We start from the raw sequence: 24529 nt of genomic DNA on the forward strand, positions 1-24529 counted from the left end.
GATATCGGCTAGACTAACAAAACCGTACAATCATTGTATAACTTGTTTCGGTTCAGGGAGTAGTGGCATGCGCATTCTGGTCACCGGGGGGAGCGGTTTCGTGGGGCGCCTGCTGTGCCAGCGGCTGACCCGGGCGGGGCACGAGCTATGGGTGGTCTCGCGGGACCCCCAGGCGGCACGCCGGGTGCTGCCGGCGGAGGCGCGGGTGGTGTCGCGGGTGGCGGAGGCCGACTCGGCGCGCCCCGAGGGGCTGATCAACCTGGCCGGGGAGTCCATCGCCGGCAAGCGCTGGAGCGAGGCGCAGAAGGCTCGGCTGGTCGATTCCCGCTTGACCCTCACCCGCGAGCTGGTGGCGCTCTGCCAGCGACTGGTGGAACGGCAGGCCGCCCCCCGGGTGCTGGTCTCCGGCTCGGCCATGGGCTATTACGGCGATCAGGGCGATACCCGGGTCGACGAGCAGACGCCGCCCCATGACGAGTTCGCCCATCGTCTTTGTCGCCAGTGGGAGGCGGTGGCCCGGGAGGCGGAGCCCCTGGGGGTGCGGGTGGCGCTGCTGCGTACCGGCCTGGTGCTGGACCGGGACGGCGGCAGCCTGGCCAAGATGCTGCCGCCCTTCAAGTTGGGGCTGGGGGGGCGCTTCGGCGACGGTCGGCAGTTCATGCCCTGGATACACCGCCTCGACCTGGTGCGGGCCATCGAATTCCTGCTGACCCGGGAGGACCTGAGCGGCCCCTTCAACGGCAGTGCGCCGACTCCGGTACGCAATGCCGACTTTACCCGCGCCCTGGCGCGGCAACTCAGGCGCCCGGCGATCTTCCCGGCGCCGGCCTTCGTGCTCAGGCTGGCGCTGGGGGAGATGGCCGACCTCCTGCTGAGCGGGGCGGATATGCGCCCGGATCGCCTCGAGGCGGCGGGCTTTAGCTTCGAGTACCCGACCCTGGATCGGGCCCTGGCGGCGATTCTCGAGTAGCGCCGAGGGTGCCGGTGCCCATAACCGAAAACGCCGCGCCCCGGGATGGGGGCGCGGCGTCGTGGTCTCCCGGGGCCGGCCTAGCGGGTCTCGTTATCGATGGTCACGATCACTCGCACCGCATCTAGGCGTAGCCGGGTGCCCTCGATGGCGGTGTCCAGGGCGGCGCGCTCGTCGCGCAGGGCCTGGATCTCGTCTTCGCGCACCGCCGGGTTATGGCGGGCCAGGGCACTGAGGCGGGCCAGCTCGTCGTCGAGGCCGTCGCGCATGCGCTGCTGGGCGGCCTCGACGATGGAGGGCAGCTCCCGCTCCGCCTCGGCCTCGCCCTTGTCGAGCAGCTCGCGCAGCTGCTCGTGGCGGCTCTTGATCAGGTCCCGGGCCACCGCCTTCTTGACCTTCTGCAGGTTCTTGGCCAGGCCGGTGAAGGAGACCTTGTCGCTGAGGTTGGCGCCGGACTCGTCGAGCAGCACCCGCACCGCCGTGGCCGGCAGGAAGCGGTTGATATGCAGCTTCTTGGGGGCCGGGCAGTGGGTGCGGAAGACCAGCTCGGCCATCACCCGGCCGGCGGGAATCGCCGGATGCTTGAGCAGCGCCAGGGCGGTGTTGCCCATGGCGCCGTCGAGGATGCGCCCCATCATCTCGCGCAGCAAGGGGTGCTCCCAGGAGAGGCGCTGGACGTCGTCCCGGGCCAGGGCCACGTCCCGGGCCAGGGTGGCGGAGAAGCCCTCCTCGCCCTTGACCAGCCCCGGCAGGCCGTCGAGCATCTGCGGCCCGGCGCGCAGGTGGAGGATCTTGCCGCCCAGCTCCTGGCTGTCGACGCCGAAGATATCCAGCGCCTGATCCAGGTAGCGGGGCAGGACCTTGTCCTCGTCCAGCTCGCGGATGGCGGCGGCGGTGGCCTCGGCCCGGGCCGGGCGGCAGGCGTTGAGCTCCAGCAGGCGGTTGCGCCCGGCGTCGCGCTCGGCCAGGCGGCTCTCGAACAGCGCCCGGGTCTCCGCGATCACCTCCTCCAGGCCCTCGTCGTCGAGCAGGGCGTCGGCCAGGGCATCGCCGAAGGCGGCGAAGAGGTCGTTGCCGATGCCGTGGGGGGCGCCGAAGGCGTCCATGCCCTCCCGATACCAGCGCAGCAGCCGCTCGCCGGGACTGCCGGCGAACACCGGCACCTGGATCTCGATGGGATGGCGCTGGCCGATGCGGTCGAGGCGGCCGATGCGCTGCTCCAACTGGTCCGGGTGCTGGGGCAGGTCGAACATCACCAGGTGATGGCAGAACTGGAAGTTGCGCCCCTCGGAGCCGATCTCCGAGCAGACCAGCACCTGACAACCCTCCTCCGCGTCGGCGAAGGCCGCCGCGGCCCGGTCCCGCTCCACCAGGGAGAGGTCCTCGTGAAATACCGGCGCATGCACGCCGCCCAGCACCCGCAGGCCCTCGGCCAGGCCCTGGGCGGTGGCCTTGTCGTGGGCGATCACCAGCACCTTGTCGTCGCCGTGCTCCACCAGATATTCGAGCAGCCAGGTGACCCGGGGGTCGAACTGCCACCAGGGCTCGGCATTCAGGGGATCGTCCGCCTGGGCCTGGTACATGGTATCCAGATAGAGCAGTACCTCCGGGTGATCGAGGCCGGTCTCGATCAGCAGCTCGTCCAGGTAATCCTCGTCGCGATCCAGCTTGCGCAGCACCCGGCGGTAGGCGCTGGGGGCCTCCAGGGGGGTGACCGTCAGGCGGCGCTCCGGGAAGCCGCCCACATGGCGGCGGCTGTTGCGGAACATCACCCGGCCGGTGCCATGGCGGTCGAGCAGTTGCTCGCGCAGTTGGGCGCGGGCCCGAGCCCGCTGGTCGGCGTCGCTCTCCGGGTTGGCCAGCAGCGCCAGCAGGGCCTCGCTGTCGGCATCGTCCACCACGGCGCCGAGGCGATCCCGGGCCTGGGCATCGAGGCTCTCCTGCTCGAGGGCATCGATCGCCTCGGCCACCCTCACATAGCCCTGCTCCTCGGCCTGGAAGCGCTCCAGGCTCTGGTAGCGCTCCGGGTCGAGCAGGCGCAGGCGGGCGAAGTGGCTGGCCACGCCCATCTGCTCCGGGGTGGCGGTGAGCAGCAACACCCCCGCGATGGCGCCGGCCAGGCGCTCCACGCAGGCGTAGCCGGGGCCGCTCTGCTCCGGTGACCAGTCCAGGTGATGAGCCTCGTCGACGATCAGCAGGTCCCAGTCGCAGGCCTCGGCCTGGGCCTGGCGGTGAGGGTTGGCGAACAGCCACTGCTGGCTGGCCAGCACCAACTGGCCGCTGTCGAAGGGGTTGGCGTCGCCATGGGCCAGGCTCTGATGCTCGTCGAGCAGGGTCACCTTGAGGGCGAAGCGGCGCAGCATCTCCACCAGCCACTGGTGGGTCAGGCTGTCCGGCACCAGGATCAGGGCGCGCTCGGCGCGGCCGCTGAGCAGCAGGCGATGCAGGATCAGGCCCGCCTCGATGGTCTTGCCCAGGCCCACCTCATCGGCCAGCAGCACCCGCGGCGCATGGCGCCCGGCCACCTCCTCGGCGATATACAGTTGGTGGGGGATCAGATCGATCTTGGGGCCCGCCAGGCCCAGGGCCGGGTGCTGCTCGACGCGGGCGTGGTGGTGTAGGGTACGAAAGCGCAGGTCGAACCAGTCGTTGCGATCCACCTGGCCGGTCAGCAGGCGGTCCCGGGCCTGGTTGAACTGCATGGTGTCGGCCAGGCGCACCTCGGGCAGTTCGCGCAGCTCGCCGTCGTCATCCTCGCCGATATAGATGATCAGGCCGTTCGCTTCCTTGCTGTCGTCGACGGTGAGGAACCAGCCCTCGGCGGCCTGGATGCGGTCGCCGCTGCCGAAGGCCACGCGGGTCAGGGGCGCCTGGCGCACGCTGTAGGTTCGGGTTTCCTGGCTGGCGCTGAACAGCACGGTGACGGTGCGGAAATCACAGTTCAGGACGGTGCCCAGGCCCAGCTCGGCTTCGCCGTCGCTGATCCAGCGCTGACCGGGAGAAAATTCGCTCATGATGCCTCGGATGATCAACAGGGTGCTGCCAATGGCTCATCGCCGCCCGGGCTCTCGCGGAAGGGGCGGCGGCAGGGCGCGGTATGGTACCGGAAAGTGGCCCGAGGCTGTAGGCCGAATCGCCGCTTGCCGGTCAGGGGAGCCAGCGCTCCAGTTGGGCCCGGGTCAGCTCGCCGACGTGGTGTTGAATGGTGCGTCCCTCGGCATCGAAGAGCAAGGTGGTGGGCAGCCCCGGCGACTCCGTTCGCACCATCAGCTCCTGGTGGGGATCGAGGAGGGCGTAGCGGAAGTCGAGCTCCTGGTCGTCCAGGTAGCGCATCACCTGGAGCAGGTCCTCACCCTGATTGGCCACCACCACGGTGACCCCCTCTCGGGCATCCGCCTCGGCCAGCAGCGGCATCTCCCGCAGGCAGGGCGGGCACCAGGTGGCCCAGAGGTTGAGCAGCACCGTCTCGCCGGCCAGGGAGCGCAGGTTGACGGTTTCGCCGTCGATCCGCTCCAGGGTCAGGTCGGGCAGCGCCTGCACCGCCAGCGGCTTGGCGCCGGGCTGCCAGGTGACCAGCGCCAGCCATAGCGCCGAGCTAGCCACCAGCAACAGCATGGCGCCGCCCATGCGCACCACCCGGTGGCGCAGCACCCAGGCGCTCCAGACCAGCGCCGCCAGCAGCCCCCAGAGGCCCTGGTAGCCGGGTTGCCAGAGCTTGAGCAGGTCCAGGGGCGCCGCCGCATAGGTCTCCCAGTGCATCAGGCCATGGCCCAGGCGGGCGCCCACCAGCCAGCTCAGCAGCAGGCCGTTGAACCAGCGGGCGTGCAGGGCGCGAGGCAGGCCGAGCAGGAACCAACTGGCCGCCAGCAGCACCAGGGCCGCGGCGATGGCGTAGAGCCGGGGCAGGGAGAGCAGGACGGGGCCGAGGGCGATGGCATCCATGACGGGGGCTCCGGGGCAGGCTCGGCGGCCGGGGCCGGCCGCGCTACAATGGGCGTTTCAGCGCTAGCCTACTGACCGCGAGAGGGGCTGTCACTCACCAGCGACGGGAGTTGTGCATGGCCAAGCCGGCCTTCGATACCTTGCGTGCCCTGGCCATCGCCAGCCAGGCCATCGGTTTTATCACCATCATCACCCTCGGCACCCTGATGGAGGAGGGTGCTCGCTACTGGCAGGGCGTGACCCTGGCGGTGATGGTGGTCTTCGCCCTGGGCATCGCGGTGGCGCGCCTCTATCGCCGCAACAAGTGGCGCAAGCGTCGCGATGCCGCCCATCACGACGGCAACGACTGAATCGCCGCAACAAGTGGCGCAAGCGTCGCGATGCCGCTCATCGCGACGGCAACGACGGAATCGCCGCAACCAATGGCGCATCCCATCAGGAGTCGGACGACTGTCGGTTCAGGGGCTCAGGCGCCGCCCAGCCGCCCCATGCCCGGGGCGCAGCGCGTCGGGTCGATGCTGATCACCCGCAGTCGATGGCCCTCCGGCAGGGTGCAGTAGAGGATCCGCCAGGCGCAGCCCGGCGCATAGCTGCCCTCGCTCTCGAAGAGGCGTGCGCCATGCCGGGTCAGTTGGCCACAGGCGGCGGGAAACTCGTCTTCACTTACCTCCAGGGTCAGCTCGCGGGGACTGGGCTCCGGGGTGTCCTCCAGTAGCATCAACACCTGGGTGTGGCCGCGCTCGTCGGTGCTCAGCTCGAAGATGGCGCTGCGCGCGGTGCGCAGGATCAGGGGCAGGCGCAGCACCTTGGTGCAGAACTGCTCCATGGGGCCCAGTTCTCTCAGGCGCAGTACCGCATCCTCCAGGGACAGGCGTTGCATTGCACTCACCTCCGGCCGATGGCGTTAGCCTCAGTCTGACCCAGCGGCGGGAATTCGGCCCTTGGATTTTGGCCATGACGACGATTGGCGGGGGTTATTCTATAAGTGCGGGGGTTCTCGAGGGCAACAAAAAACGCCCGCTCGATGAGCGGGCGTTTTGCAGAATTCTGGTCGGAGTAGCAGGATTCGAACCTACGACCTCTGCCTCCCGAAGGCGTGATCTCTGTAGATTCTCAGGAACAAGCATCACCAATGATAAACAAGTATTTCATTTAAAAACAATAAATTATGCTGTTTTTCAAATTTCCCTTTGTTGCCCGATATTGCCCGTTATATCCTGTCGGTGGAACCTATTTGGAACCTGTAGAGGGTAGAGCATGGCAAAGGCGACAGAGAAGCTGACCACTCGAGTGCTCGAGCGGCTGGCGCGCGAGCTGCCCGAGGGTGGCGAAGTATGGGATGCTGATCTCTCCGGTTATCACGTTCGCGCTGGAAAGCGGGGGCTGGCTCTGCGTGTGTCCTACTACAACACTGCTGGCCAGCGCCGCGTGCTGACTCTCGGCCGCTATGGTGCCCCCCTGACGGCAGCCCAAGCTCGGGAGGATGCCAAGGAAGCATTGGCAGTGGTAGCCCAGAGCGGCGACCCGCGCGCCGTGCTTGAGGAAGCCAAGGCCGAAGCCGAGCGCCAGCAGCAGCAGACTCTCCGTGCTTACCTGGATGGCCCCTATACCGCCTACCAGAACCGCAAGAAGGATGGGGTTGCCACCTTGCGTCGCATTCGCTATGCGTTCGTCGACTGGCTCGACAAGCCGATGGGCAGCCTCACCCGTGCCGAGGTGGAGCGCTGGCAGGCTGATCAGGAGGTCGTGAAACAGGCGAAGGACAAGAACGAGTCGCAACCCAGGCCACGCGCCTTCTCCACCCTCAAGCGCGATTACGGCGCCCTCTATACGATGCTGGAGCACGCCGCCGAGCGGAAGGTGATATCGGCCAATCCTCTAAAGGGCATCAAGTTGCAGAAACCGGCGCTGACCGAGGATGAGCTGGCCGAGCAGGGCGCCGAGCGTCGTTATCTGGAGCCCGAGGAGGTCGAAGCGCTATTCGCTGGTCTGAAGGCCTATCAAGAGCTCAAGTGTGAGCAGCGGCGCAGCAGCCGCGCTCACGGTAAGGCGTATCTGCCCGACTTGGACCGGGTGGCCTACGTCGATCACGTCGCGCCGTTCGTCAAGGTGATGTATTTCACCGGCTTCCGCCCCGGCGACCTATTCGGCCTGCGTTGGGAGCACGTCAACCTGGCCTTCGCCACGATCCGAAAGGTGATCGAGAAGACCGCGCACAGTCGCCCAGAGCCCCAGACCTTCCCGCTGTCCCGGGCAGCCGTAGACGTGCTCGAGACCTGGTGGAAGCAGCAGGGTGAGCCGAGATCCGGCCTGGTGTTCGCCTCGTCCGTCAGTGGCGGGCGAATGGCTCAGACCGCGATGCAACGGCCGTGGGCCACCGTCCGCAAACTGGGAGGGCTGCCCGACGACCTGCAGCTCTACACCCTGCGCCACAACTTCGCGTCCCAGTTGGTCATGGCCGGTACCGATCTGCTGACCGTCTCCAAGTTGATGGCCCACGCTGACATCCAGACGACCATCGCCCACTATGCCCACCTGGCGCCTGATCATAAGCGCGATGCCGTGGAAATGTTCGCACAGAAAGTGCCTCTACGGGTTGCTGACACGATTGGCGATGCAAGCCCTTCGCAGGCCTTGGTTCGATAGAGCTGGCCCTATTGGCTGGCTAGGGCCGATCATCCGAAATCTAGGACAACTCCATTGTGCCCGCCAGCCAACTTTTCTCGAGTGCATGAGGAGTAACGCAGTGACGGTTTCCATTTGGCATTTGGTAAATATTCTAGCCAGTGAAGATATTTCACTCATGTTGGCTGGAGCCGACCCAGAAGATTTTAAAACACGCAAAAATTACCCTGACGACCACTTTCAGAAGCAGGGGGACTTTCATCGCGTGATGATCCATGCTGCCCAGAATGGGGAACTCCAACCCTGTGGGATAGAAGTAGCCGACAGGGATGAGCATGGTGAAGTGATACGAGACCTGAAAACCGGAATTTTTGGTTGGCATACGTTGCCAGATGAGGATGATCGCTGGAAGGGCTATCCGATTGATCTGGTACGTTTCTATGTGGATCGCCGAGAGATTTACCGCTGGCTGACGGCAAGAGGGTTCAGTAAGTCAGATATGCCCGAAGCACTGCGTATCCAGCCAGAGCGTAAAGAAGATGTGTCATTATCATCGGTCAAGCTTGATGACGTTAAGGAGAAGAAGCATACCCTGAAACGAGATGTTCAAGATGGTGCAATACTCGCAAAGCTACGTGAAATGGGGTATGAGCCTACCGAGTTGCCAAAAAGAGAATCTGGCAAGAGAGGACATAGAGCGGCTGTGCGAGATGAATTCCTCCCCTGTCGTCGCGACCTTTTTACGCCAAAGTCTTTCGAGAAATCCTGGGAACGTCTGCGAGGTGATGGACGTATCCGCGAAAAATAACCCTGCCCCCAAGGTAATCCCCCCTGATTAGGGTAAGGGGGAGGGTTGCGGGGGGGCAGGGTTCTCCCCTCACTATCTGGTGCGTCACCAACGGAAACTAGGAGATGCGCCAATGCACACTCACGAACGATCTCCCCTTGACCTTGCCACCAGTGCCTTGGTCCGTTACCGCGAAGGCTGCGACCCTACGCTGATTGAGCTGCCAGAAAAGGCCGTGTTCCCTAGCCTTATCAATGCCCAGCCTTCCACTGCTCGCAAATCCCGCACGACTGGCACCCTGCTGGGACGCCCCGCGCCGCGCTTTGTGAAGCATGGCCGTACTGTGCGCTATCGCCTGAAAGACGTCCTCGAATGGCTGGAAAGCGGCCAGGACTACAGCAACACCGCAGAGGCCGGACTGGCCCAAGGGATAGCGCAATGAGCTATTCCTCAGATTTTGCCCAACTCAAGTCTCGGCACTTCAATACTAAGCGCGCCCACGTCGCCGCCGGCACCCCTAGCCAAGAGATCTTGCGCGTCCTCGATCCTGTTACAGTCCCGAACCGCAACGCGCGTCGGCTGATCTGTAAGGCCCAGCGCAAAGGTAAAGGGGGCAGCCAGTGATGTTGACTCCCTCTATTTTGTGTCTGGAAGAGCACGCTAGCGTGCAGGGGGTGGTGCAATGAGTCGCGACTGCCTGAGCCTGAATTCTGATGCTTTTGCCGGCGACGCACGCACCATGGCCAAGGCCTCCTTTGCTATGCACGGGATCATCGACTGCCTGCGCGATGGCGCTATTGCCGAGAATGAATTCCAGCGCCGCGCCCTGCTAGCGGCCATGGAACTCGTCGCCGACTGCCTGGAAGAGCGGGCCGAGTTCCTTCAGGACAAGGTGCTGGGGGAGATCGTGGCTCATGACTGATCCCAAGCGCGTACCTCTTCCCCAATCTGCCCGAATCCGAGGTGTGGCCCGGGTCACCAATATCGGTCTGCACCGAGCATCCCGCAAAGGGTGAGGAGCGGAGGTGCGGGAATGCATTGATTTTTCATCTCTTATCGAGCCAGTCGCCCTGGAACTGCTGGGCGAGCCCACGAGCCGACGCGGTGACGAGTGGAAATGGGGTAGGCAAGGCAGTCTCTCCGTCAACATGGCCGCCGGCAAGTGGTACAGCCAAGAAGCCCATGTGGGCGGAGGCGTTCTTGACCTGATCGCCCGCGAGACCGGCATTACCGACCGCGCCGGGCAATACGGCTGGCTGGCTGACCGTGGCCTGATCGACCGCAAGAACCGCCAAGCCCCCCACCTCAGCCCCTCCGAGCTGGCCGCCTGGCGCCAGCGCCGGGAGGCTGAACGCAAGGCCGCCAAGGCCTCCCGGGAAGCCGAGAAGGCTGATACCCAGGTGCAGGCCGCTGACCGCGCCCGCTGGCTCTGGGGACGCTGCAAACCGGCGAGCAGCGACCACCCCTACTGCACTCTCAAAGGAATCGAGCCCACGGGACTCAACCTGTGCCAGCATCCCGGCAATGGTGCACTCGTGATTCCGATGTTTTCCCCGAACGGCGCCCTGGTGAACCTTCAGTTCATTCACCTGGACGGAGCAAAGCGTTTCCAGCCTGGCGGTAGGGTCACCGGCTGCTACACCTTGGTTGGCACCGACAACGGCCAAGGCCGCGTATTCTGCGAAGGCTACGCCACCGGCTACACCGTCCACCAAGCGACCGGCAAGCAAGCCGTGGTGGCGTTCAACGCCGGCAACCTGCCGGCAGTCACCGGACACATGGCCCGCGACGGTGACGTGGTGGCCGCCGACAACGACAACGCCACCAAGTCCAGCGACCGCTTCGGGAAGCCCCTCAGCAGTTACGGCACCGGCCACAAGGCCGCCATGGCCACTGGCCTCCCGTTCTACCTGCCCCCTACCCCGGGGCACGACTTCAACGACATGGCTACCGCCCAGGGCATCGAGGCGGTGCGCTCCGTGTTCGAGTCCGCGCCGATATCCAGCGTGCCGGTATTCGATGCCTGGAAGCTGACGCCGGCAGAGCTGGACGGCAGCAGCTCGGACGACCTGCTGGAGCATATCGAGGGCATCACCGAGCCTGCTCAGGCCGCCGCCCTGGCATACAGCATCGCGGCTCGCCTGGCCCACCGGGCACCGGCTCAAATATCGCTCGCCACAATCCGGCAGGCCATCGAGGCCGCCGCCGCGCCTGGGGCCCTGCACCCGGCAACCCTTGACGCGATTATGGGCCGGCTCGACAAGGCCCAGGCCCACCGCAAGCGCCGCGCCTTGGAACCCGTCAGCCTGCCAAGCGACATTGCCACACGGCACCGGCATGAGCGCTTGCCGGCCATTCCCGAGCTGGGGGGCGACGACTGGCAAGGAGTCATCGTCGTGAAGGCGCCCATGGCCTCCGGCAAGACCCAGCGAGTGGGCCGCCCGCTGGCCGAATGGGCCGCCGCCCAGGGCGAGACCCTGCTGGCCATTTGCCACCGCGTTAGCCTGGTGGCGGAGCTGGCCAACCGGTTGAAGCTGACTCACTACGGCGACGTGGACGCCGCCACCGCCTACGCCGCCATTGGCCTGGCAACGTGCCTGCCGTCCATCACCAAGAGCGCCCACGCCAGCCTGATCGACCGGGCCGGCATCGTGTTCATTGACGAGGTGGCCCAGGTACTGCGCTTCATCGAATCAGAGAGCACTTGCCGGACTAGCGAGGCCGACAACCAGGGCGTCTATGAGCGCCTTCGGGAGATCGTCGCCGCCGCACACTGCGTGGTGGTCGCAGATGCTGGCGTGGATCGCCGCACCATCGAGTTTCTGGAGTCATGCCGCCCAGGCGAGCAGTTCCGTGTGATCGAAGTCATACCACCGCGTGATGCTGGCATCAAGGCCCACTACGGCTACGGCGCCGCTGCCGTCCACCATGCCGTGGGCGAAGCCCTGGCCGAGCTGGCCGCCGTGGGCAAGCCGTGGGTCGCAGTAGAGAGCATCGACCGTGCCAAGGCCCTAGAGCACTTCTTCAAGGCCGTCATGCCCGGTAAGCGCATCATGGCCGTTCACTCCGGCAACAAGGACAACCGCGCCCAGCGCGACTTCCTCGCCGATGCTGACCGTAAGAGTCGGGAGTATGACCTGGTAATTGCCTCGCCCGTCATCGGGTCCGGCCTGTCTATCGAGCACAAGCCCAAGTACGACGACGAGGGCAACGTCATCGAGGAGATCCCCGAGGGGGAGAAATTCACTCTTGGGGTCTACATCGGCGGCGGGCACCGGACCACCCCAGCGGATGCGGCCCAGCAAATGCGCCGCGTGCGCTACCTGACGCGCTTCGAGATCGCCCTGGTGGCCAACACCAGCACCGTGGGCAACCAGAGCCCCGAGGCCGCCATTGCCGCCGCTGTGACGGCATCGAAGATCGAGGGCAAGGCCGCCCCTGTGACCACCTTCGACGAGCTGGTGGCCAGCATCCGCACCGATGCTGAGAACGCCCGCGCAGACTTCGCCGCCGGCCTGCTGTGGCAACTGAAGGTCAGCGGCTGGAAGTTGGAGCGCCAGTCATCCGGGCAACGAGACGACGCCCCGATGGGCGCCCTGGAGGTAGGCCAGCGACTCAAAGAGTCCCGCGAGCACGTCCGCGAGGCTAAGCAGGCCGCGCTGATCGCAGCCCCCGCTATCACTGACGAGCGTGCCCAAGAGCTGGGGCGGCTCAAGGAGCGCGCCGAGCTGACCAGCATCACCCTGGAAGCGCACCGCATCCGCCGGGCGCTGGGCATCATCGGTAAGCCCCTGGACGATGAGATACTGGCCGTGTGGGATGACGGCCGCGCCGTGGCCCGGCTCGACCGCTTCAGCGCCTTCCGGGGCATCGTCAGCGACTTTGACGACAGCACCAAAGCCGTGGCGAGCCGTCGCTACTACGAGGCGTGCGCCCGCGCCTATGGCTGGCTGTTCGATGGCATCGACACCAATGCCGAGGGCTGGCTGACGCCTGACGCTGCCAGCATGATTCTTGATCGCATCATGGAGCAGCGGCACTTGCTGGCGCATCTGGGCATCGCCGGGCGGAAGTTCGGGGTCTGGATCGCTGACAAGAAGAATGACGGCCAGCCGCGCCCGATGAAGCTCCCGGCCTACCCTGTCCGCGAGGTGATCGCCGTCATGGAGCGGATGGGGCTCAAGATGCAGAGAAACCGGAAGCGCGCCAAGGCATCAGGGTGTGACACATCCCCCCATAACCCCTTAGGGAAAAATGGGCCATGTGTCACACCTGATGGCACCAAGCCCGCCGCCAAGAAGGCCAAGGGAAACCCCATCATCCGCGTCTATCAGCCCACCCCGGAGAGCCTAACAGAGATGCAGCACTGGTCTGACAGCCGTAATGCGGCCCGCAAAGTTACCGCCGTGGATACCACGCCCCGCGCCAAGGCCGCGACGACACTGTCGTCGGCATCCGTGGTGCCTGAGCTGGTGCATACGCTGCCGTCCCTGAGCCGTGCCGTGAAGCGTAGTCTCGCCGGTACCAGCATGGAGTCACGACGACTGCGACCGCTCCGCCTGGAGGCGGTCAACGCCTTGCCTGCTGGCAGCGCCTGACGATAGGCCAGGGTGTGACACATTCCTCCATAACCCCTTAGGGAATAATGGGCCATGTGTCACACCCTGGCACACTGCCAAGACCTACTCTTGGGGCACCGCCACGGCCACCTTCCCATTGGCGCCTGCGCTATCGCAGATTAGCACCACGGGCCGACAATCGGCGGAGGGTTGAAGGAGGGCGACAGGAGCCAAGACGGCTTGCCTCCGACGATAGGCTCGTGGTCTGGGGATGGTGCCGGCAGCACTTGACCGTCGAGGTGATGGAGCTCCAGGCCGTGAAGATCCAGATGGGGTAGCTCCAGGGCCTGACCCTGAAATGGGGGCGACGTGTCGAGGAGCTGGCATGATGGGGCGCTGGGCATGTGCGTGCCTCCCCAGGCACGTTATTCCCGCCACATTGGCGAGCAAGGTATTCCTCCCCCTTAGGTGATGCGTCATTCCCACCACATTTTCGTGCCTACCTGCAGGTGCTCAGGGAGGGGCATACTTGAAACGCGCGAAACTAGAAACGCCCCGAGATCCTTCCGGGGCAGCTCCAGGGGTGCGTTATTCCCACCACACGGGTGGCAAGGTGTTTCTCCCCCATGGGCTGCCGGCTGCCCCGGTGTCTGCCCAAGGCATTGGGGAGTCCTTTCCCTCTTTGGCGGGGCCTGTCGATCCCTTGGCTGCCGGGCAAGGGATCTCTCCCCCTTTCCCGGGCGCGTCATTCCCACCACATCAACCCTGCCGGGTGGTTGCTCCTGACGTTCCTGGGTGCGTTATTCCCACCACGCTGCTGCCAATGGATCGTCAGGTCAGCGCCTAGGGCGGCCGCTCCCTCGGGTGTGTTATTCCCGCCACACTGCGGGCAAGGTATCTCTCCCCTCTCTCGACTGCGTTACTCCCACCACATTTCGCTCGCCCGCCTGCGCCATGGAGAGGAAGGGGGTACGGAAAGCCGCGAAATGGAAAACGCCAGGAAAGCCCCACTGCCGGGCGGCGGTGGGGCAATCAAGCGAGGGGGTGCTACTGGCTAGGCGTGCGCGGCCAGGCTGGTCACGGCTGGCTGCTGGCGTTGCTGGGCTTTCCACAGCTCATAGGACGACTGCAGGGCCATCCACTGGCGTGCGGTGCTGACCCCGGCGCGCTCGAGGCGCACGGCAAGGTCAGGACTAATGCCGGCATGCTCGTTGAGCACGCGAGACAGTTGCACTCGGGTCAAGCCGAGACGCTTGGCCGCTTCGCTCACGGTCAAACCCAGCTCCTTGATAACGTCCTCTCGCAGGATCTCGCCGGGGTGCGGCGGGTTAAACATGGCCATGACTAATATTACCTCTCACCTGTTCAATGTTGTGGTCACCTACGCGCGCGGCGCTTCACTGGACGTGATCAGCCGGGACGTTCGCCCTGGTGAGCTGCTGCTGGTGGCACAAGACGATATCAGCCAGCGCTGGTACTCGGACGACCGAGTGTATACTCGCTACCAGGACGCCTTTCTGGCCCTGGGGCGCCACCTGGACGAGCTGAACCCGGATCATGCGCCCCTGACCTGGCACTGGGAGCGTTGAGTCACCAGCGCCCGGCCATGCCGGGCACCGCATAGATGCCCCTCGAGCAGCACACCACACCACCTATCGCTATCGAGGACTCATCATGCGAACTATCACCCATCGTTTCCATGTCTCGGCCCGCGAGGCCCACGCCTTGCGGAGTGTCAGCGAATCCCCGCGCTTCCGCGAGCGGCTGCGGCTGCGCGAGGCCGCCGGCTACCTCGCAAACGACCGAAAAGCCGTGGTCGAGTCGCCGCCAGCAACGATCCTGGCCGCCCAGGAGGAGGCCAGGCGCAACGTTAAGCCGCTGGGCTACGACTTCGACTGACACCCTTGTCACAGGGGCAGGTCTACAGCTGTAGACCTGCCCCTATAGCTCACGGGAGGGGGTGGGGGTTGGTGTATGCAAGGTGGTGGAAGTACCCGGTGTCCTTGTCGAAGCAGAACAGCAGCCTCCAGGGGCCGTTGAGAGACACCGAGTGGATCTTGTGGCCGTCGATCTTCCTGCCCCGCCATGGGTGGTAGTCTGAGCCAGCTTGCTTGATCAGCTCGAGGTCGCCCGTGGTGGCCATGATGTAGAGAAGGTCTTCCAGCTTCTCTGCATGCTCTGCCCGGATCATCGACCTATCACCTTTCGATAGCTTTTTCAGTGACTTACCTTCTTTTCCGCTCCTAAAACTCTTACTGTCGATCATGTATGTACCTCGCTCTCTTGATGGTAGAAAGCGCTGTACAGCGATGGCCATGTAGTACACGTCGTTTCTGGTGGCGCTTACACCAACGCTTCGTCTGGCGTTGTGTGCAACGTAGAGGTAGACCGCAGTGATTGTCGCATTTGCGGCAAAACGTGCTTGCTAACCACATCACGCGTACCTATAATGCGCCTTACATAGATTGTTTGTGAACTCATGGCTCATGCTTGCACAGCGCGATTCATGAGTATATCACAATGTAACCTTGCTAAGCAAGGTTTTCTTTACCCTTGTTTTTGCGTGTTGCGCAAAGCGCAAAGGACTCCCAATATGACCTTCCTTTCGTTCACTCGTCACCCGGGTGGGATCATTCGTCGCCGCTTTATGGAGCCCATGGGGCTGACTATGACTGACCTGGCCTCCGCCCTGGATGTATCTGTCTCCTCGGTTAGCCGCGTGGTCAACGAGAAAGCAGAAATCAGCAGCGACATGGCCCTGCGCCTGAGCCATGTCCTTGGGGGTGAAGCAGAGTCTTGGATGATGATGCAGGTTCGTCACAGTCTTGCTGAGGCCTCCCGCGTGTTCGACTCATCAGATCTGCGACGCCTGACGCTCCAGGCTGATGAAGCCGTAGCAGGAGTCGAATAGAGATCCCTCATTCAGTGATGCTGCGAAGCCCTGCCACCCTGGCGGGGCTTTTTGTTGTCCCTGGCCCCTCTGCTCGCTGGCGTGGACGCCCCTGATGCGCCCTGGAATGCCCTGGTGGTGGATCACGTCTCCACCGCGCCCGGCGATACAGCGAAGCCCTTCCGGCGCAGCCAGTCGGTCTAGCCCTGTTGTGTTACTTTTAAAGTAACATATTGAAGATAAAGAAATTTTTCTTTCCTTGCCCATTGCTCAGGCGGGCCGTCATCGCTAGCCTGTAACAAATTGCTACATAGCGAGGCTCCGCACATGGCCAATCCCAGCCCCACCCCCCCGCCGCCTGGCCGGGGCCGTAAGAAAGGCTCGAAAAACGCTCTCCCCAGCCCGGCCCGGCTGCGCGAATACCGCCGCACCCTGCGCGAAGCAGCGGACGCGGGCGACGTTCATGCCGCCGGCTGGCTGCTGACCGTCGACGCCCTGGAGCGCCAGCAGGCCGGCGAGGGGCGGGTATGAGCGTCGTCGGTACCAACGACCCGACCCTGAGCGTCCACCTCAAGGCCTTCATCGCCACCGGCGAGGAGATGGTGGTGGGGATCGTCGGCGAAGGCTCCTCAAGGGAGCTGACTTCGCTTTGGGAAAGCCCATTCGAAAATGAAACGGCAGGCAGCTACTTCAGCCGAATCGGCGGAATCGTCCAGGCAAAAACGGGGCTGACCTCGAAGTCGACGCTGAATACGACCCAGGTGTGGTCCGGCACCACGCCGCTCACCTTCAACCTGGTGCTGGAGTTCTACGCCACCGCCGATCCCGCCACCGAGGTGCTGGCCGCCGTGGCCGCCCTGGAGAAGGCCGCCTCGCCGGAGATGCGCGAGAGCATGCCGGGCGGCCGTGTTCCCGACACGGTCGCCCTGAACGTGGGCCGTCAGATCATCTACCCGGAGTGCGTCATCACGCATGTGTCGAAGCAGCTCGATGGGCCCATCAGCCGCGATGGCTACCCGCTTCAGGCCCAGGTGACGCTAACGCTCCAGACCCTGGCGAGCGTGAACAAGTCCGCGATTAGCGAGACCTTCCGGCTGTAAAAGAGGACCCCTTCCATGCACGCCCTGGACGATGTGATTGAGATCGAGTTTCCGCACACCGACCCAGCCGGCCGGCCCGCCGCGACCCTGGAGAACATCGAAACGATCATCGAGGCCTTCGACGTGATCCTTGCCCGACCGCTCGTAAACCACGAGAGCTTCACCCCGTTCTTCCCCGGGCGCTTCCACGCCTTCTCGGCAGAGAACGTGCGCGATGTGCATCTTTCGAAGCTGCACGATATCTGCCAGCGCCACGGAATGGTGCTGAACATGCGCACCCTGGCGCGTCACCTTCAGATGCTGGGCCTGGAGCGGGAAGACTGCGAGCGCATCGAAGCAAACGAGAAACGTCTGGAGCGAGGGCTGGCATGAGCAGTAAGAAGCATCGGGCAAAGCCGAACCGCCGCGGTGAACACCCGGCCAGCTTGGCAAACCTGATTCCCGCTGGCCCAGGCAATCAGCGCGCGCGTAAGCACGGAGGCTATGCGCGATATCACCCTCCGGAGATTATCGAGCGCGTCACTCCAGGCGCGCCATCGCCAGAGCGGCTCGAGCACCTCATTCAGGCCGAGGAGGCCCGGCTGCACTCGCTTTTTCAGACCAAGGCCCGCTGGGACGCCAAAGGCGAGTACAGCGAGCTGGTGCCGGGGGACTACCCCCTAGTCGAGATTCGCACCAGCAGCGAAGGCACGGCCACCAAGCGCGAGCGACCGGACTTTGAGCGTCTGATCGACCGCAGCATGGGCCGCCTGAGCGCCCTGATCGACCAGAAAGAGCGTATCGCTGCCAGCCCGGCCCACGTCGCCACTCGCCTGGCCCTGGTGCTAGACGAGGCCGAAGCCGCTGGCATGTCCGCCGTGGACACCGCCGAGAGGGTGGAGCGCGCCGGCCTGGCCGTGCCTTTCAGCCTTCAGCAGCGCGTCCGCGCCGAGCTGGCCCTGGCCGAGCCCCCGGAGCCCGAAGGCGGCATGACGGACGACGAGCTGGAGCGGCTTTCCCAGCAGTACGCCGAGCAAACAGCAGGCGAGCCCGATTGGCTGGCCGAGCGCCGCGAGCAAGTCCAGCAGATTCACGACCAGCGCGACAAGGAGCGACAAGGTTCATGAGCACTTCATCTTCACACGCCGAACTGCAGGCCCGACTGGCCGGCGGCCAGACACCGGAAATCACCGAGGCCCAGGTGGCCGAGATCGTCGCCCTGGAGGCGAAGCACGGCTTCCCCGGCCTGATTATCGCTGTCACCGATCCCGAGATTGCCGAAACCATGACGGCTTTCCAGCGACAGCACGCCCGTAACTGGCTGCGCAGCGCCAATCACCGCTTTGGTGCGGAGCTACAAAACCAGCTTGGGCGCCTGCCAACCGTTGGCGAGCTTGCTGACCGCCTAAAGCTGTCGATCGACATGCACCCCCACGCTGCGAAACAAGCCGCGCAGCCCCGTCACTGAGCGAAGACAATGATCGGTACTGCAATAGCCCCTCCCCAACTGTATGACTATCGGCGACCTTGAGGGCGAGAGTTCTCAACTATATCTCTTCCACCTCGATGCCATGCCGGGCGAGCCAGGCCTTGCGTTGCTCGTAGTCCGGCATGGCCTGCTCCAAGCGGCGCCAGAAGGCGGGGGTGTGGTGGGGTTCGTGGAGGTGGACGAGCTCGTGGACGACCACGTACTCGGCGATGTGCCGGGGCAGCAGGATGGTCTTCCAGTGGAAGTAGACCCGGTTGCCCTTGCCACAGGAGCCCCAGCGGTAGCCGAGGTCTTGGACCTTCACGCCGGCGGGCTCGACGCCCATCCGCCGGGCGTGCTCCTTCACCCTGACGGAGAGCCAGTCGCTGGCGCGGGCGCTATACCAGCGAACGAAGTGCTCCCGGGCGTCGGCCAGGGCATCCTCACGCAGCTGGAAGCGCCCGGCGACGAGCTTGAGCGGTGCGTTCTGGGCGTCCAGGGGAACGCGCTTGAGCCGGTAGCTGCGCCCCAGGTAGAGGAAGCCCTCGCCGTTGACGTACTCCTTGCGCGGCAGCAGGCGGCGGCGCTCGGCCTTCTCGGCCAGCTTCTGGTAGATCCACAGCCGCTTCTCGATCACGAAATCGCGTAGGAGCTGCTCCTCGGTGCCGGTGGGGGCGGCGATGACCAGTTCGCCGTCGCGGTCCACGGTGATCTCCAGGGTCTTGCGGCGCGAGCTCTCGCGCACCTCCAGGGTGAGGTCGTCAACGGCGAGTTGGGTCATGCGTTCACTAGCTTATCGTGATTGCTGCGGGCGAGGTCGAGCAGCCGCTGGGCCACCTCGCTGGCCTGGTCGAAGGGCACTAGGCGCTTGATCATCAGCCTGGAAAAGATGTGTTGGCGCAGCGCTTCCTGATCCGGGATATGGGAGGGCTTCCAGAAGTCGGGGATGGCGATTTCCTGCTGGATCAGCCCGACCAGTTCCTCGGTGGCCTCGAGCAGCTTCTGGGCGCTGGTTTCGTCCAGCTCCTCCACTGACAGGCCGCTGCTGGCCACCAGCTCCCGCCAGAAGGGTTTTGCATGGGCAGGCATATCTGGAATGCTTTCGCCCGGATCGGTCGCACCATCACGCAATTGCTCAATCAGTGCCTTGAGCGCCTCCACCTGCTCGGCCCACTGGCCATCGAGCTGCTCCAGCAGCTCCTCCAGGCGCTCGCTGAGCCGGCCGTACTTCACCGGGTCCTCGTCCAGGTGCTTGCGGACGTGGGAGCGCACCGCGTGCTCCATCTCCGAGGCCTTGGCCCGGTCGCCAACCTGGCGGCCGAGGTGCTCGTCGAACTCGGCGTCGGTGAGCTGCACTGGCGGGATGCGCGGGTCGATGCCGAGCGAGATCACGTAGTCGTCGATCAGCTTGCGCACCTTGTTGCCGATGTCGCGGCCGAGCTCCGGGGTATCCTTGTAGCGGTTGCGGGCCAGGGCATGGATATAGGCCAGCCGCTTGGCATCGTTGACGAACTCCAGCCCCTCGGGGCGCGGCAGCACGTCGTCCAGGCCGCGGTTGAACTCCTTGAGCTTGACCACGAACTCAGCGCGCACCCGCTCGTCGGCGAGCGCCTGCACCGCCTCCTCGGTGTTGTCCAGGTCATCCACCCCCTGGCCGCGCAGCACGTCGATCACCCGCAGGTGGCGGTCGCGCAGCAGCGGGATCTCGTCCTTGAGGCTCTGCAGGGCGCCCTCAATGTCCTCCTCGCTGTAGGCGGCCAGCGCCTCCTTGAGGTGGTTGGCCACGCCGAAGTAGTCCACCACGATGCCGTGGCTCTTGCCGTGTCCGGTGCGGTTGACCCGGGCGATGGCCTGCAGCAGCTCCGCCTCTCGCAGGGAGCGGTCCAGGTACATCACCCCCTCGATAGGGGCATCGAAGCCGGTGAGCAGCATGCTCTTGACGATCAGGAAGGCCAGCGGGGCGTGCTTGGCGGGGTCCTTGGGAGTTGCCCCATCCAGCGGCGGCAGCGGCTTCTTGAAGCGCTTGATATGGCTCTCTACCGCGGCGCGGTCGCTCCACCTGGCCCAGGTGGCATCGTCGTTGTTACCGCTGCTGAACACCACGGCGAACTCCAGCTGGCGCAGCACGTGGCGGTAGCGCCAGGCCTGGATAGCCGCCTTGACCCGAGGCGGGCGTGTCAGCAGTTGGGTGTCGTCGAGTGTCTTGTCCTCGGGGGAAAGCGCCAGCGCCTCCTCCAGCAGCTCGGTGCGGGCCTGCTCGAGGGCCTCGAAGTAGCGCAGGGCCGCCCGGCGGCTGTAGGCCACCAGCTGGGCCTTGTAGCCATTGGGCAGGATATGGGTGACGTAGTGGCGCAGGATGTCCTGGGCCTTCTCCTGGATCAGCTGCGGCGCCTCGAAGATCTGCCCCTTGGTGGCGTACTTCTTCTTGATCGCCTCCAGCTCCTCCTTGCTGTGGTCGCGGAACAGGTCCTCGAACAGGCCGTCGAGGCTGGCGCCATCCTTGATCGCCCCCTTGGCGGTGCGCCCTTCGTAGAGGATCGGCACCGTGGCGCCGTCCTGCTCCGCCTCCTTGATGGTGTAGCGGTCGATATACTCGCCGAAGATGTCGTGAGTGCGCTTTTTGTCACCCATGATGATGGGCGTGCCGGTGAAGCCGATGCGGGCGGCGTTGGGCAGGGCACGCATCATGTTGGCGTGAAGGTCGCCGGCCTGGGTGCGGTGGGCCTCGTCCACCAGGATCAGGATCTCCTCGCTGGTGTTGAGCACCTCGAAGGGCTCGCTGAGGATCGGTTTCTTGAGGGGCTCGGCGGCATCACGGCGGCCCGTGTCTAGCCCGGCACCGGCGCCAGCATCCTCGGTGCTCTGATCTTCCTCCTCCTCGGCGTCCGGGGCGCGGTACTTCTGGATGGTGCCGAACACCAGACCGGGGCCGTCGCGGCCCAGCAGCTTCTTGAGCTGGGCGGTGTTGCCGGCCTTCTCGACGCTCTCGCCGGTGAGCTCGGCGGTGGCGGAGAGCTGGGCCTGCAGGTCCTTGCGGTCGGTGATCACCACCACCTTGAAGCGGCGCAGCGTCGGGTCGGTCCGCAGCTTGCGCACCAGGAAGACCATGGAGAGGCTCTTGCCGCTGCCCTGGGTGTGCCAGACGATGCCGCCACGGCGGTCGGCCTCGCCGTTCTGGCGGCGCGTATTGCCGCTCTTCAGGCGCTCCACGGCCCGGGTGACGCCGCGGAACTGCTGGTAGCGGCACACCAACTTGATGGTCTGGCCGCCGACGTTCATGAACAGGGTGTAGTGGCGCACGATGTCGAGCAGGTTGGCCCGGGTGAGCATGCCGGCGATCAGGCGCTGCTGAGCAGAGAGTTCCGCCACGCCGAGATCAATGGCCACCTCCGCCTCGCGCATCGGCGCCACCGTCTTCCAGCTCAGGTAGTGAGCGAAGCGGGCGCCAATGGTGCCCACCCGCGCCTCGTCGAAGTTGCTGGCCACCAGGAACTGGCTGGTGGCGAACAGGGCCGGCGCGCCTTCGTGCTCGCCGACCTCACCCTCCAGAAAGCGCTGATCATGGTAGCGGCGCAGCTGGTCCACCGCCTGGCTGATCCCCTCCGGCACGCTGCGGCTCTTGCACTCCACCACCGCCAGCGGGATGCCGTTGATGAACAGCACCAGGTCCGGGATCACGTGGCCTTTGGCGCCATCGTGGCCGGGCGGGCACTTCACCTTGAACTGGTTGACCACTGTGAAGACGTTGTTGGTGGGCTCGTCCCAGTCGATGTAGTGCAGGGTCTGGCCGCGGCCGCCGTCCCAGCCCTCCAGTCCATCGACTGGCAAGCCGTTGAGCAGCAGTTCGGTGGCCTGCTGGTTCGCCTCTAATACCTTGCTCGCCGGCAGGCGAGTGATGGCCGCCACCGCTTGGTCCAGACGCGTCTCATCGAGCCAGGGTGAGCCGTCGCGCAGGTTGATCTGGCGCAGCCGCTCACGTAGTAGCGGCTCCATCACCACTTGGGAGAAGCTCTCCCGGTGGGTGGCGCCGGGGTTGTCCACCGACCCCGCCAGAAATTCCCAGCCCTGATCCACCAATTGGTCGATAAAGGGCTTCTCGACATCCGTGTACTCGGGGCTGGCCAAACTGGGGCTCCTTGTGCCAGTGGGTGGGCGACTACCTTTCGGCGACTCGTGTCAGGGGCGGGATGGTTTCACCGGTCAGGCGCTCCAGCGCCAGCGCGATCAGGCGGTCCGAGAAGAGCCGCAGCTTGCGCTGGCCGGCGATATCATCGGGCCAGTGCCGCAGACCCTCTTTGATAGTCTCAACGGTCGGTTCGACGTGCTCCTGGCTGATCAGCCAGTCCAGGGTAGTTAGCACTTCCATCCCTAGCGGTGACTGGAAACCGTCAATCAGGGCATCGACCTCCTCAAGCACCTCGGCATAAGGGCGCGCCTCGGCGCTGCGCAGATAGGCGCTGAGGCGCTCGCGTCGCGATTCATCGAACCACACCACTTCCTCGGGTGAGGCATCGTTGATGCGCTTCTCGCTATGCAGGTAGCTGCCGTCCAGGCCATTGAGCAGGTGACGCAGCCGGTCGGAGTAGGGGCCATAACGGTGGGGCTGGAATTGTAGAGCGAGTGGGTTCTTCAGGCCATGGTCGAGAATACGGCGCTCCATCAGCCAGGCGAGCTTCTGGACCTCCAGCAGCGAGCACTCGATGCCCAGCACCCAGTAGCGACGCACCAGCTCAGCAATCAGCGCCCGCGCCGGTGTCAGCTTCTCGACGCCGGCGCGCTTGGCAACATTCTGGTACTCGGCGGTGGGCTCGAAGACCAGCACCCGGACGTTATCCAGCTCACCTAGCGCGGCCTCTATGCGCGGGCGCACCATGTCCCAATCGAGCCCCCCGTTGCCGCAACCCAGCGGTGGCAGGGCCATGGAGCGAATACCCTGCTCGTGAACCACCCGCTTGAGGTCCTCCAGCCCGGACTCGATCCACTCCATGTGCGTCTTGGTGCGCCAGTGCTGCTTGGTGGGGAAGTTGATGATCCAGCGCGGCCCTAGCAGGGCATCCCGCTCGGTGACGAGCATGCGGCCGGTCACCACCTCCTGCCCCTTGCAGGCGGCCTCATAGGCGGCGAAGTTCTCGGGGAAGGCCTCCTTGAACATCAAGGCGATCCCCTTGCCCATCACGCCGACGGTGTTGACGGTGTTGACCAGTGCCTCGACGTCGGCCTCGAGGAGGTTGCCACGGGTGTACTCAATCATGTGAAGAACCAGTTGGGTCGTGTCACCACCTTCAACGGAAGCTGGTGTGCCGCCACTTGTACTTCGACGGCGGCTCGCATCTCGTCAGTATACGTGCCAATGCCAAGCAGTGCCGAGGCTGGGAGGTGGTGATGAATCAGGGCCTCGGCTTGATAGCGCTCGGTCTTCTCAGGGTCCTCCCGGTCCCGGCTGAAGTCCTGTGCCTGCAGCAGCGGCCATGGCACGAACTCTGCAAGATCCTCCAGCCGGCTACTAAAGCGGGCCATGGGCAGGTAGGCGTGGCGGTCAGTGAAGACATAGGCCGAACCTATCTCCTGCAAGCGTGGCAGTGAGCAGACCAGCACCAGGATGTCTTCCTTTCGCTGAATGGGCACGCCGCGGCCAGTCACGATGTTGAGCAACATGGGCGAGGCTGGCGTGAAGTAGAAGGGGATATAGTTGCTGAGAGTGCCACCCGGGGGGATCGGGACGTCTCGTGTTGCCCTGCGCCCTATCAGTTCGCGATTCCCGATGGTGACAAAGCCAGGGTCCTGCTCCGCTGCCGAACGGCAATAGAGGCCATGCGCCAGCAGCCACGGCAGGTTGTCGCGATGCGTGATGCGGAAGATCAGCGCCTTCCGAGAGTTCAGGCTGCGAGAGAGATCGGTCGCCACTGGTCTGACTCCTTGGTCACGCTATCCGGGTCGATGCCCTCCACCGGGCGGGTCTCGAAGCGCACCTCGCCGCCGGTCTCCATCAGCATCACCGCCCCCACCGGGAAGGAGCGGGCGATACTGACCAGCAGGCTCTGCACGTGGTCGTCGTCCCACACCCAGCCGCGCTGAAAGTTGGGGAGCTGGATCTTGCCGTTGGTGATGTCTTTAAGCAGCTCGGGTAGCGAGCGCTTGGTGCTGTCGAAGGTGGTCATGGCGGTTCCCTGTGCGATGTGATCCTGGTGTGGTGATGTTGTTGTAAGAGC

General features: G+C 64.9%; 26 protein-coding genes. 16 read left to right on the plus strand and 10 right to left on the minus strand.

Annotated elements, in window-relative coordinates:
- Positions 1 to 67 precede the first annotated feature (67 nt).
- Entirely contained in the window at positions 68 to 970 is a 903-nt protein-coding gene (locus ACZ5EF_RS00635) for a TIGR01777 family oxidoreductase (RefSeq protein ID WP_346062945.1), read from the plus strand.
- An 80-nt stretch (positions 971 to 1050) separates the two neighbouring features.
- Here ACZ5EF_RS00635 and rapA read toward each other — a convergent pair whose 3' ends face one another.
- Positions 1051 to 3984 carry an RNA polymerase-associated protein RapA gene (gene rapA / locus ACZ5EF_RS00640; protein WP_379730105.1) on the minus strand — a complete coding sequence of 978 codons (2934 nt, stop codon included), beginning with the start codon at positions 3982 to 3984 and terminating at the stop codon, positions 1051 to 1053.
- Positions 3985 to 4117: 133 nt separating this feature from the next.
- Positions 4118 to 4912 carry a TlpA disulfide reductase family protein gene (locus tag ACZ5EF_RS00645; RefSeq protein WP_346062947.1) on the minus strand — a complete coding sequence of 265 codons (795 nt, stop codon included), beginning with the start codon at positions 4910 to 4912 and terminating at the stop codon, positions 4118 to 4120.
- Positions 4913 to 5028: 116 nt separating this feature from the next.
- Here ACZ5EF_RS00645 and ACZ5EF_RS00650 point away from each other — a divergent pair, with 116 nt between their 5' ends.
- Entirely contained in the window at positions 5029 to 5262 is a 234-nt protein-coding gene (locus tag ACZ5EF_RS00650) for a hypothetical protein (RefSeq protein WP_346062948.1), read from the plus strand.
- Positions 5263 to 5378: 116 nt separating this feature from the next.
- Here the strand turns inward: ACZ5EF_RS00650 and ACZ5EF_RS00655 are convergent, their stop codons facing one another.
- A complete protein-coding gene (locus ACZ5EF_RS00655; RefSeq protein ID WP_346062949.1) occupies positions 5379 to 5792 on the minus strand; it encodes a VOC family protein in 414 nt (137 codons plus the stop codon).
- Positions 5793 to 6169: 377 nt separating this feature from the next.
- Here ACZ5EF_RS00655 and ACZ5EF_RS00660 point away from each other — a divergent pair, with 377 nt between their 5' ends.
- The 5 genes from ACZ5EF_RS00660 to ACZ5EF_RS00680 all read left to right on the plus strand — a co-directional run bounded on the left by ACZ5EF_RS00660 (position 6170) and on the right by ACZ5EF_RS00680 (position 12922).
- Positions 6170 to 7558 (plus strand): tyrosine-type recombinase/integrase, encoded by a 1389-nt coding sequence (locus ACZ5EF_RS00660; protein WP_346062950.1) that lies wholly within the window; start codon positions 6170 to 6172, stop codon positions 7556 to 7558.
- Positions 7559 to 7658: 100 nt separating this feature from the next.
- On the plus strand, positions 7659 to 8345 hold the full coding sequence (locus ACZ5EF_RS00665) for a hypothetical protein (RefSeq protein ID WP_346062951.1): 687 nt from the start codon (positions 7659 to 7661) through the stop codon (positions 8343 to 8345).
- A gap of 112 nt (positions 8346 to 8457) precedes the next feature.
- Positions 8458 to 8766, plus strand: a complete 309-nt coding sequence (locus tag ACZ5EF_RS00670; protein WP_346062952.1) for a hypothetical protein — start codon at positions 8458 to 8460, stop codon at positions 8764 to 8766.
- A gap of 240 nt (positions 8767 to 9006) precedes the next feature.
- Entirely contained in the window at positions 9007 to 9246 is a 240-nt protein-coding gene (locus tag ACZ5EF_RS00675) for a hypothetical protein (RefSeq protein WP_346062953.1), read from the plus strand.
- 103 nt (positions 9247 to 9349) lie between these two features.
- Positions 9350 to 12922 (plus strand): plasmid replication protein, CyRepA1 family, encoded by a 3573-nt coding sequence (locus ACZ5EF_RS00680; protein WP_346062954.1) that lies wholly within the window; start codon positions 9350 to 9352, stop codon positions 12920 to 12922.
- A gap of 1015 nt (positions 12923 to 13937) precedes the next feature.
- Here the strand turns inward: ACZ5EF_RS00680 and ACZ5EF_RS00685 are convergent.
- Complete coding sequence (locus ACZ5EF_RS00685) at positions 13938 to 14225, minus strand: HigA family addiction module antitoxin (RefSeq protein ID WP_346062955.1); 288 nt, start codon at positions 14223 to 14225, stop codon at positions 13938 to 13940.
- On the opposite strand from ACZ5EF_RS00685, the gene ACZ5EF_RS00690 reads away from it, so the two are divergent.
- The gene (locus ACZ5EF_RS00690; RefSeq protein ID WP_346062956.1) at positions 14224 to 14472 is read left to right on the plus strand and encodes a hypothetical protein; all 249 of its coding nucleotides are present in this window, start codon (positions 14224 to 14226) and stop codon (positions 14470 to 14472) included. The two genes, ACZ5EF_RS00685 and ACZ5EF_RS00690, sit on opposite strands and share 2 nt — an antisense overlap.
- A gap of 85 nt (positions 14473 to 14557) precedes the next feature.
- Positions 14558 to 14782, plus strand: a complete 225-nt coding sequence (locus ACZ5EF_RS00695) for a hypothetical protein (RefSeq protein WP_346062957.1) — start codon at positions 14558 to 14560, stop codon at positions 14780 to 14782.
- Between the two features lie 49 nt (positions 14783 to 14831).
- Here ACZ5EF_RS00695 and ACZ5EF_RS00700 read toward each other — a convergent pair whose 3' ends face one another.
- A complete protein-coding gene (locus ACZ5EF_RS00700; protein WP_346062958.1) occupies positions 14832 to 15149 on the minus strand; it encodes a type II toxin-antitoxin system RelE/ParE family toxin in 318 nt (105 codons plus the stop codon).
- 327 nt (positions 15150 to 15476) lie between these two features.
- Here ACZ5EF_RS00700 and ACZ5EF_RS00705 point away from each other — a divergent pair, with 327 nt between their 5' ends.
- The 7 genes from ACZ5EF_RS00705 to ACZ5EF_RS00735 all read left to right on the plus strand — a co-directional run bounded on the left by ACZ5EF_RS00705 (position 15477) and on the right by ACZ5EF_RS00735 (position 18320).
- Positions 15477 to 15794, plus strand: coding sequence for a HigA family addiction module antitoxin (locus tag ACZ5EF_RS00705; RefSeq protein ID WP_346062959.1), 318 nt, complete (start codon positions 15477 to 15479; stop codon positions 15792 to 15794).
- A gap of 54 nt (positions 15795 to 15848) precedes the next feature.
- Entirely contained in the window at positions 15849 to 15977 is a 129-nt protein-coding gene (locus ACZ5EF_RS00710) for a hypothetical protein (protein WP_379730100.1), read from the plus strand.
- 123 nt (positions 15978 to 16100) lie between these two features.
- Complete coding sequence (locus ACZ5EF_RS00715) at positions 16101 to 16304, plus strand: hypothetical protein (protein ID WP_346062960.1); 204 nt, start codon at positions 16101 to 16103, stop codon at positions 16302 to 16304.
- A complete protein-coding gene (locus ACZ5EF_RS00720; RefSeq protein WP_346062961.1) occupies positions 16301 to 16873 on the plus strand; it encodes a hypothetical protein in 573 nt (190 codons plus the stop codon). Before ACZ5EF_RS00715 ends, ACZ5EF_RS00720 begins: the two co-directional genes overlap by 4 nt.
- Before the next feature lie 15 nt (positions 16874 to 16888).
- Complete coding sequence (locus ACZ5EF_RS00725) at positions 16889 to 17245, plus strand: hypothetical protein (protein WP_346062962.1); 357 nt, start codon at positions 16889 to 16891, stop codon at positions 17243 to 17245.
- Positions 17242 to 17979: a hypothetical protein gene (locus ACZ5EF_RS00730; protein ID WP_346062963.1), complete on the plus strand. Its 738-nt coding sequence runs from the start codon at positions 17242 to 17244 to the stop codon at positions 17977 to 17979. The genes ACZ5EF_RS00725 and ACZ5EF_RS00730 overlap by 4 nt, the downstream gene beginning before the upstream one ends.
- Complete coding sequence (locus tag ACZ5EF_RS00735) at positions 17976 to 18320, plus strand: hypothetical protein (protein ID WP_346062964.1); 345 nt, start codon at positions 17976 to 17978, stop codon at positions 18318 to 18320. Before ACZ5EF_RS00730 ends, ACZ5EF_RS00735 begins: the two co-directional genes overlap by 4 nt.
- Before the next feature lie 79 nt (positions 18321 to 18399).
- Here ACZ5EF_RS00735 and ACZ5EF_RS00740 read toward each other — a convergent pair whose 3' ends face one another.
- From ACZ5EF_RS00740 to ACZ5EF_RS00760, 5 genes are read right to left on the minus strand one after another with little or no spacing between them, the layout of a single operon-like run.
- Positions 18400 to 19101 (minus strand): M48 family metallopeptidase, encoded by a 702-nt coding sequence (locus ACZ5EF_RS00740; protein WP_346062965.1) that lies wholly within the window; start codon positions 19099 to 19101, stop codon positions 18400 to 18402.
- Entirely contained in the window at positions 19098 to 22445 is a 3348-nt protein-coding gene (locus ACZ5EF_RS00745; protein ID WP_346062966.1) for a type I restriction endonuclease subunit R, read from the minus strand. The genes ACZ5EF_RS00740 and ACZ5EF_RS00745 overlap by 4 nt, the downstream gene beginning before the upstream one ends.
- Before the next feature lie 31 nt (positions 22446 to 22476).
- Complete coding sequence (darG, locus tag ACZ5EF_RS00750; RefSeq protein ID WP_346062967.1) at positions 22477 to 23571, minus strand: type II toxin-antitoxin system antitoxin DNA ADP-ribosyl glycohydrolase DarG; 1095 nt, start codon at positions 23569 to 23571, stop codon at positions 22477 to 22479.
- Entirely contained in the window at positions 23568 to 24224 is a 657-nt protein-coding gene (gene darT / locus ACZ5EF_RS00755) for a type II toxin-antitoxin system toxin DNA ADP-ribosyl transferase DarT (RefSeq protein WP_346062968.1), read from the minus strand. Before darT ends, darG begins: the two co-directional genes overlap by 4 nt.
- Positions 24197 to 24478, minus strand: a complete 282-nt coding sequence (locus tag ACZ5EF_RS00760; RefSeq protein ID WP_346062969.1) for a DUF262 domain-containing protein — start codon at positions 24476 to 24478, stop codon at positions 24197 to 24199. The genes darT and ACZ5EF_RS00760 overlap by 28 nt, the downstream gene beginning before the upstream one ends.
- Between the last annotated feature and the right edge of the window lie 51 nt (positions 24479 to 24529).

Source organism: Bisbaumannia salifodinae, assembly GCF_055388505.1.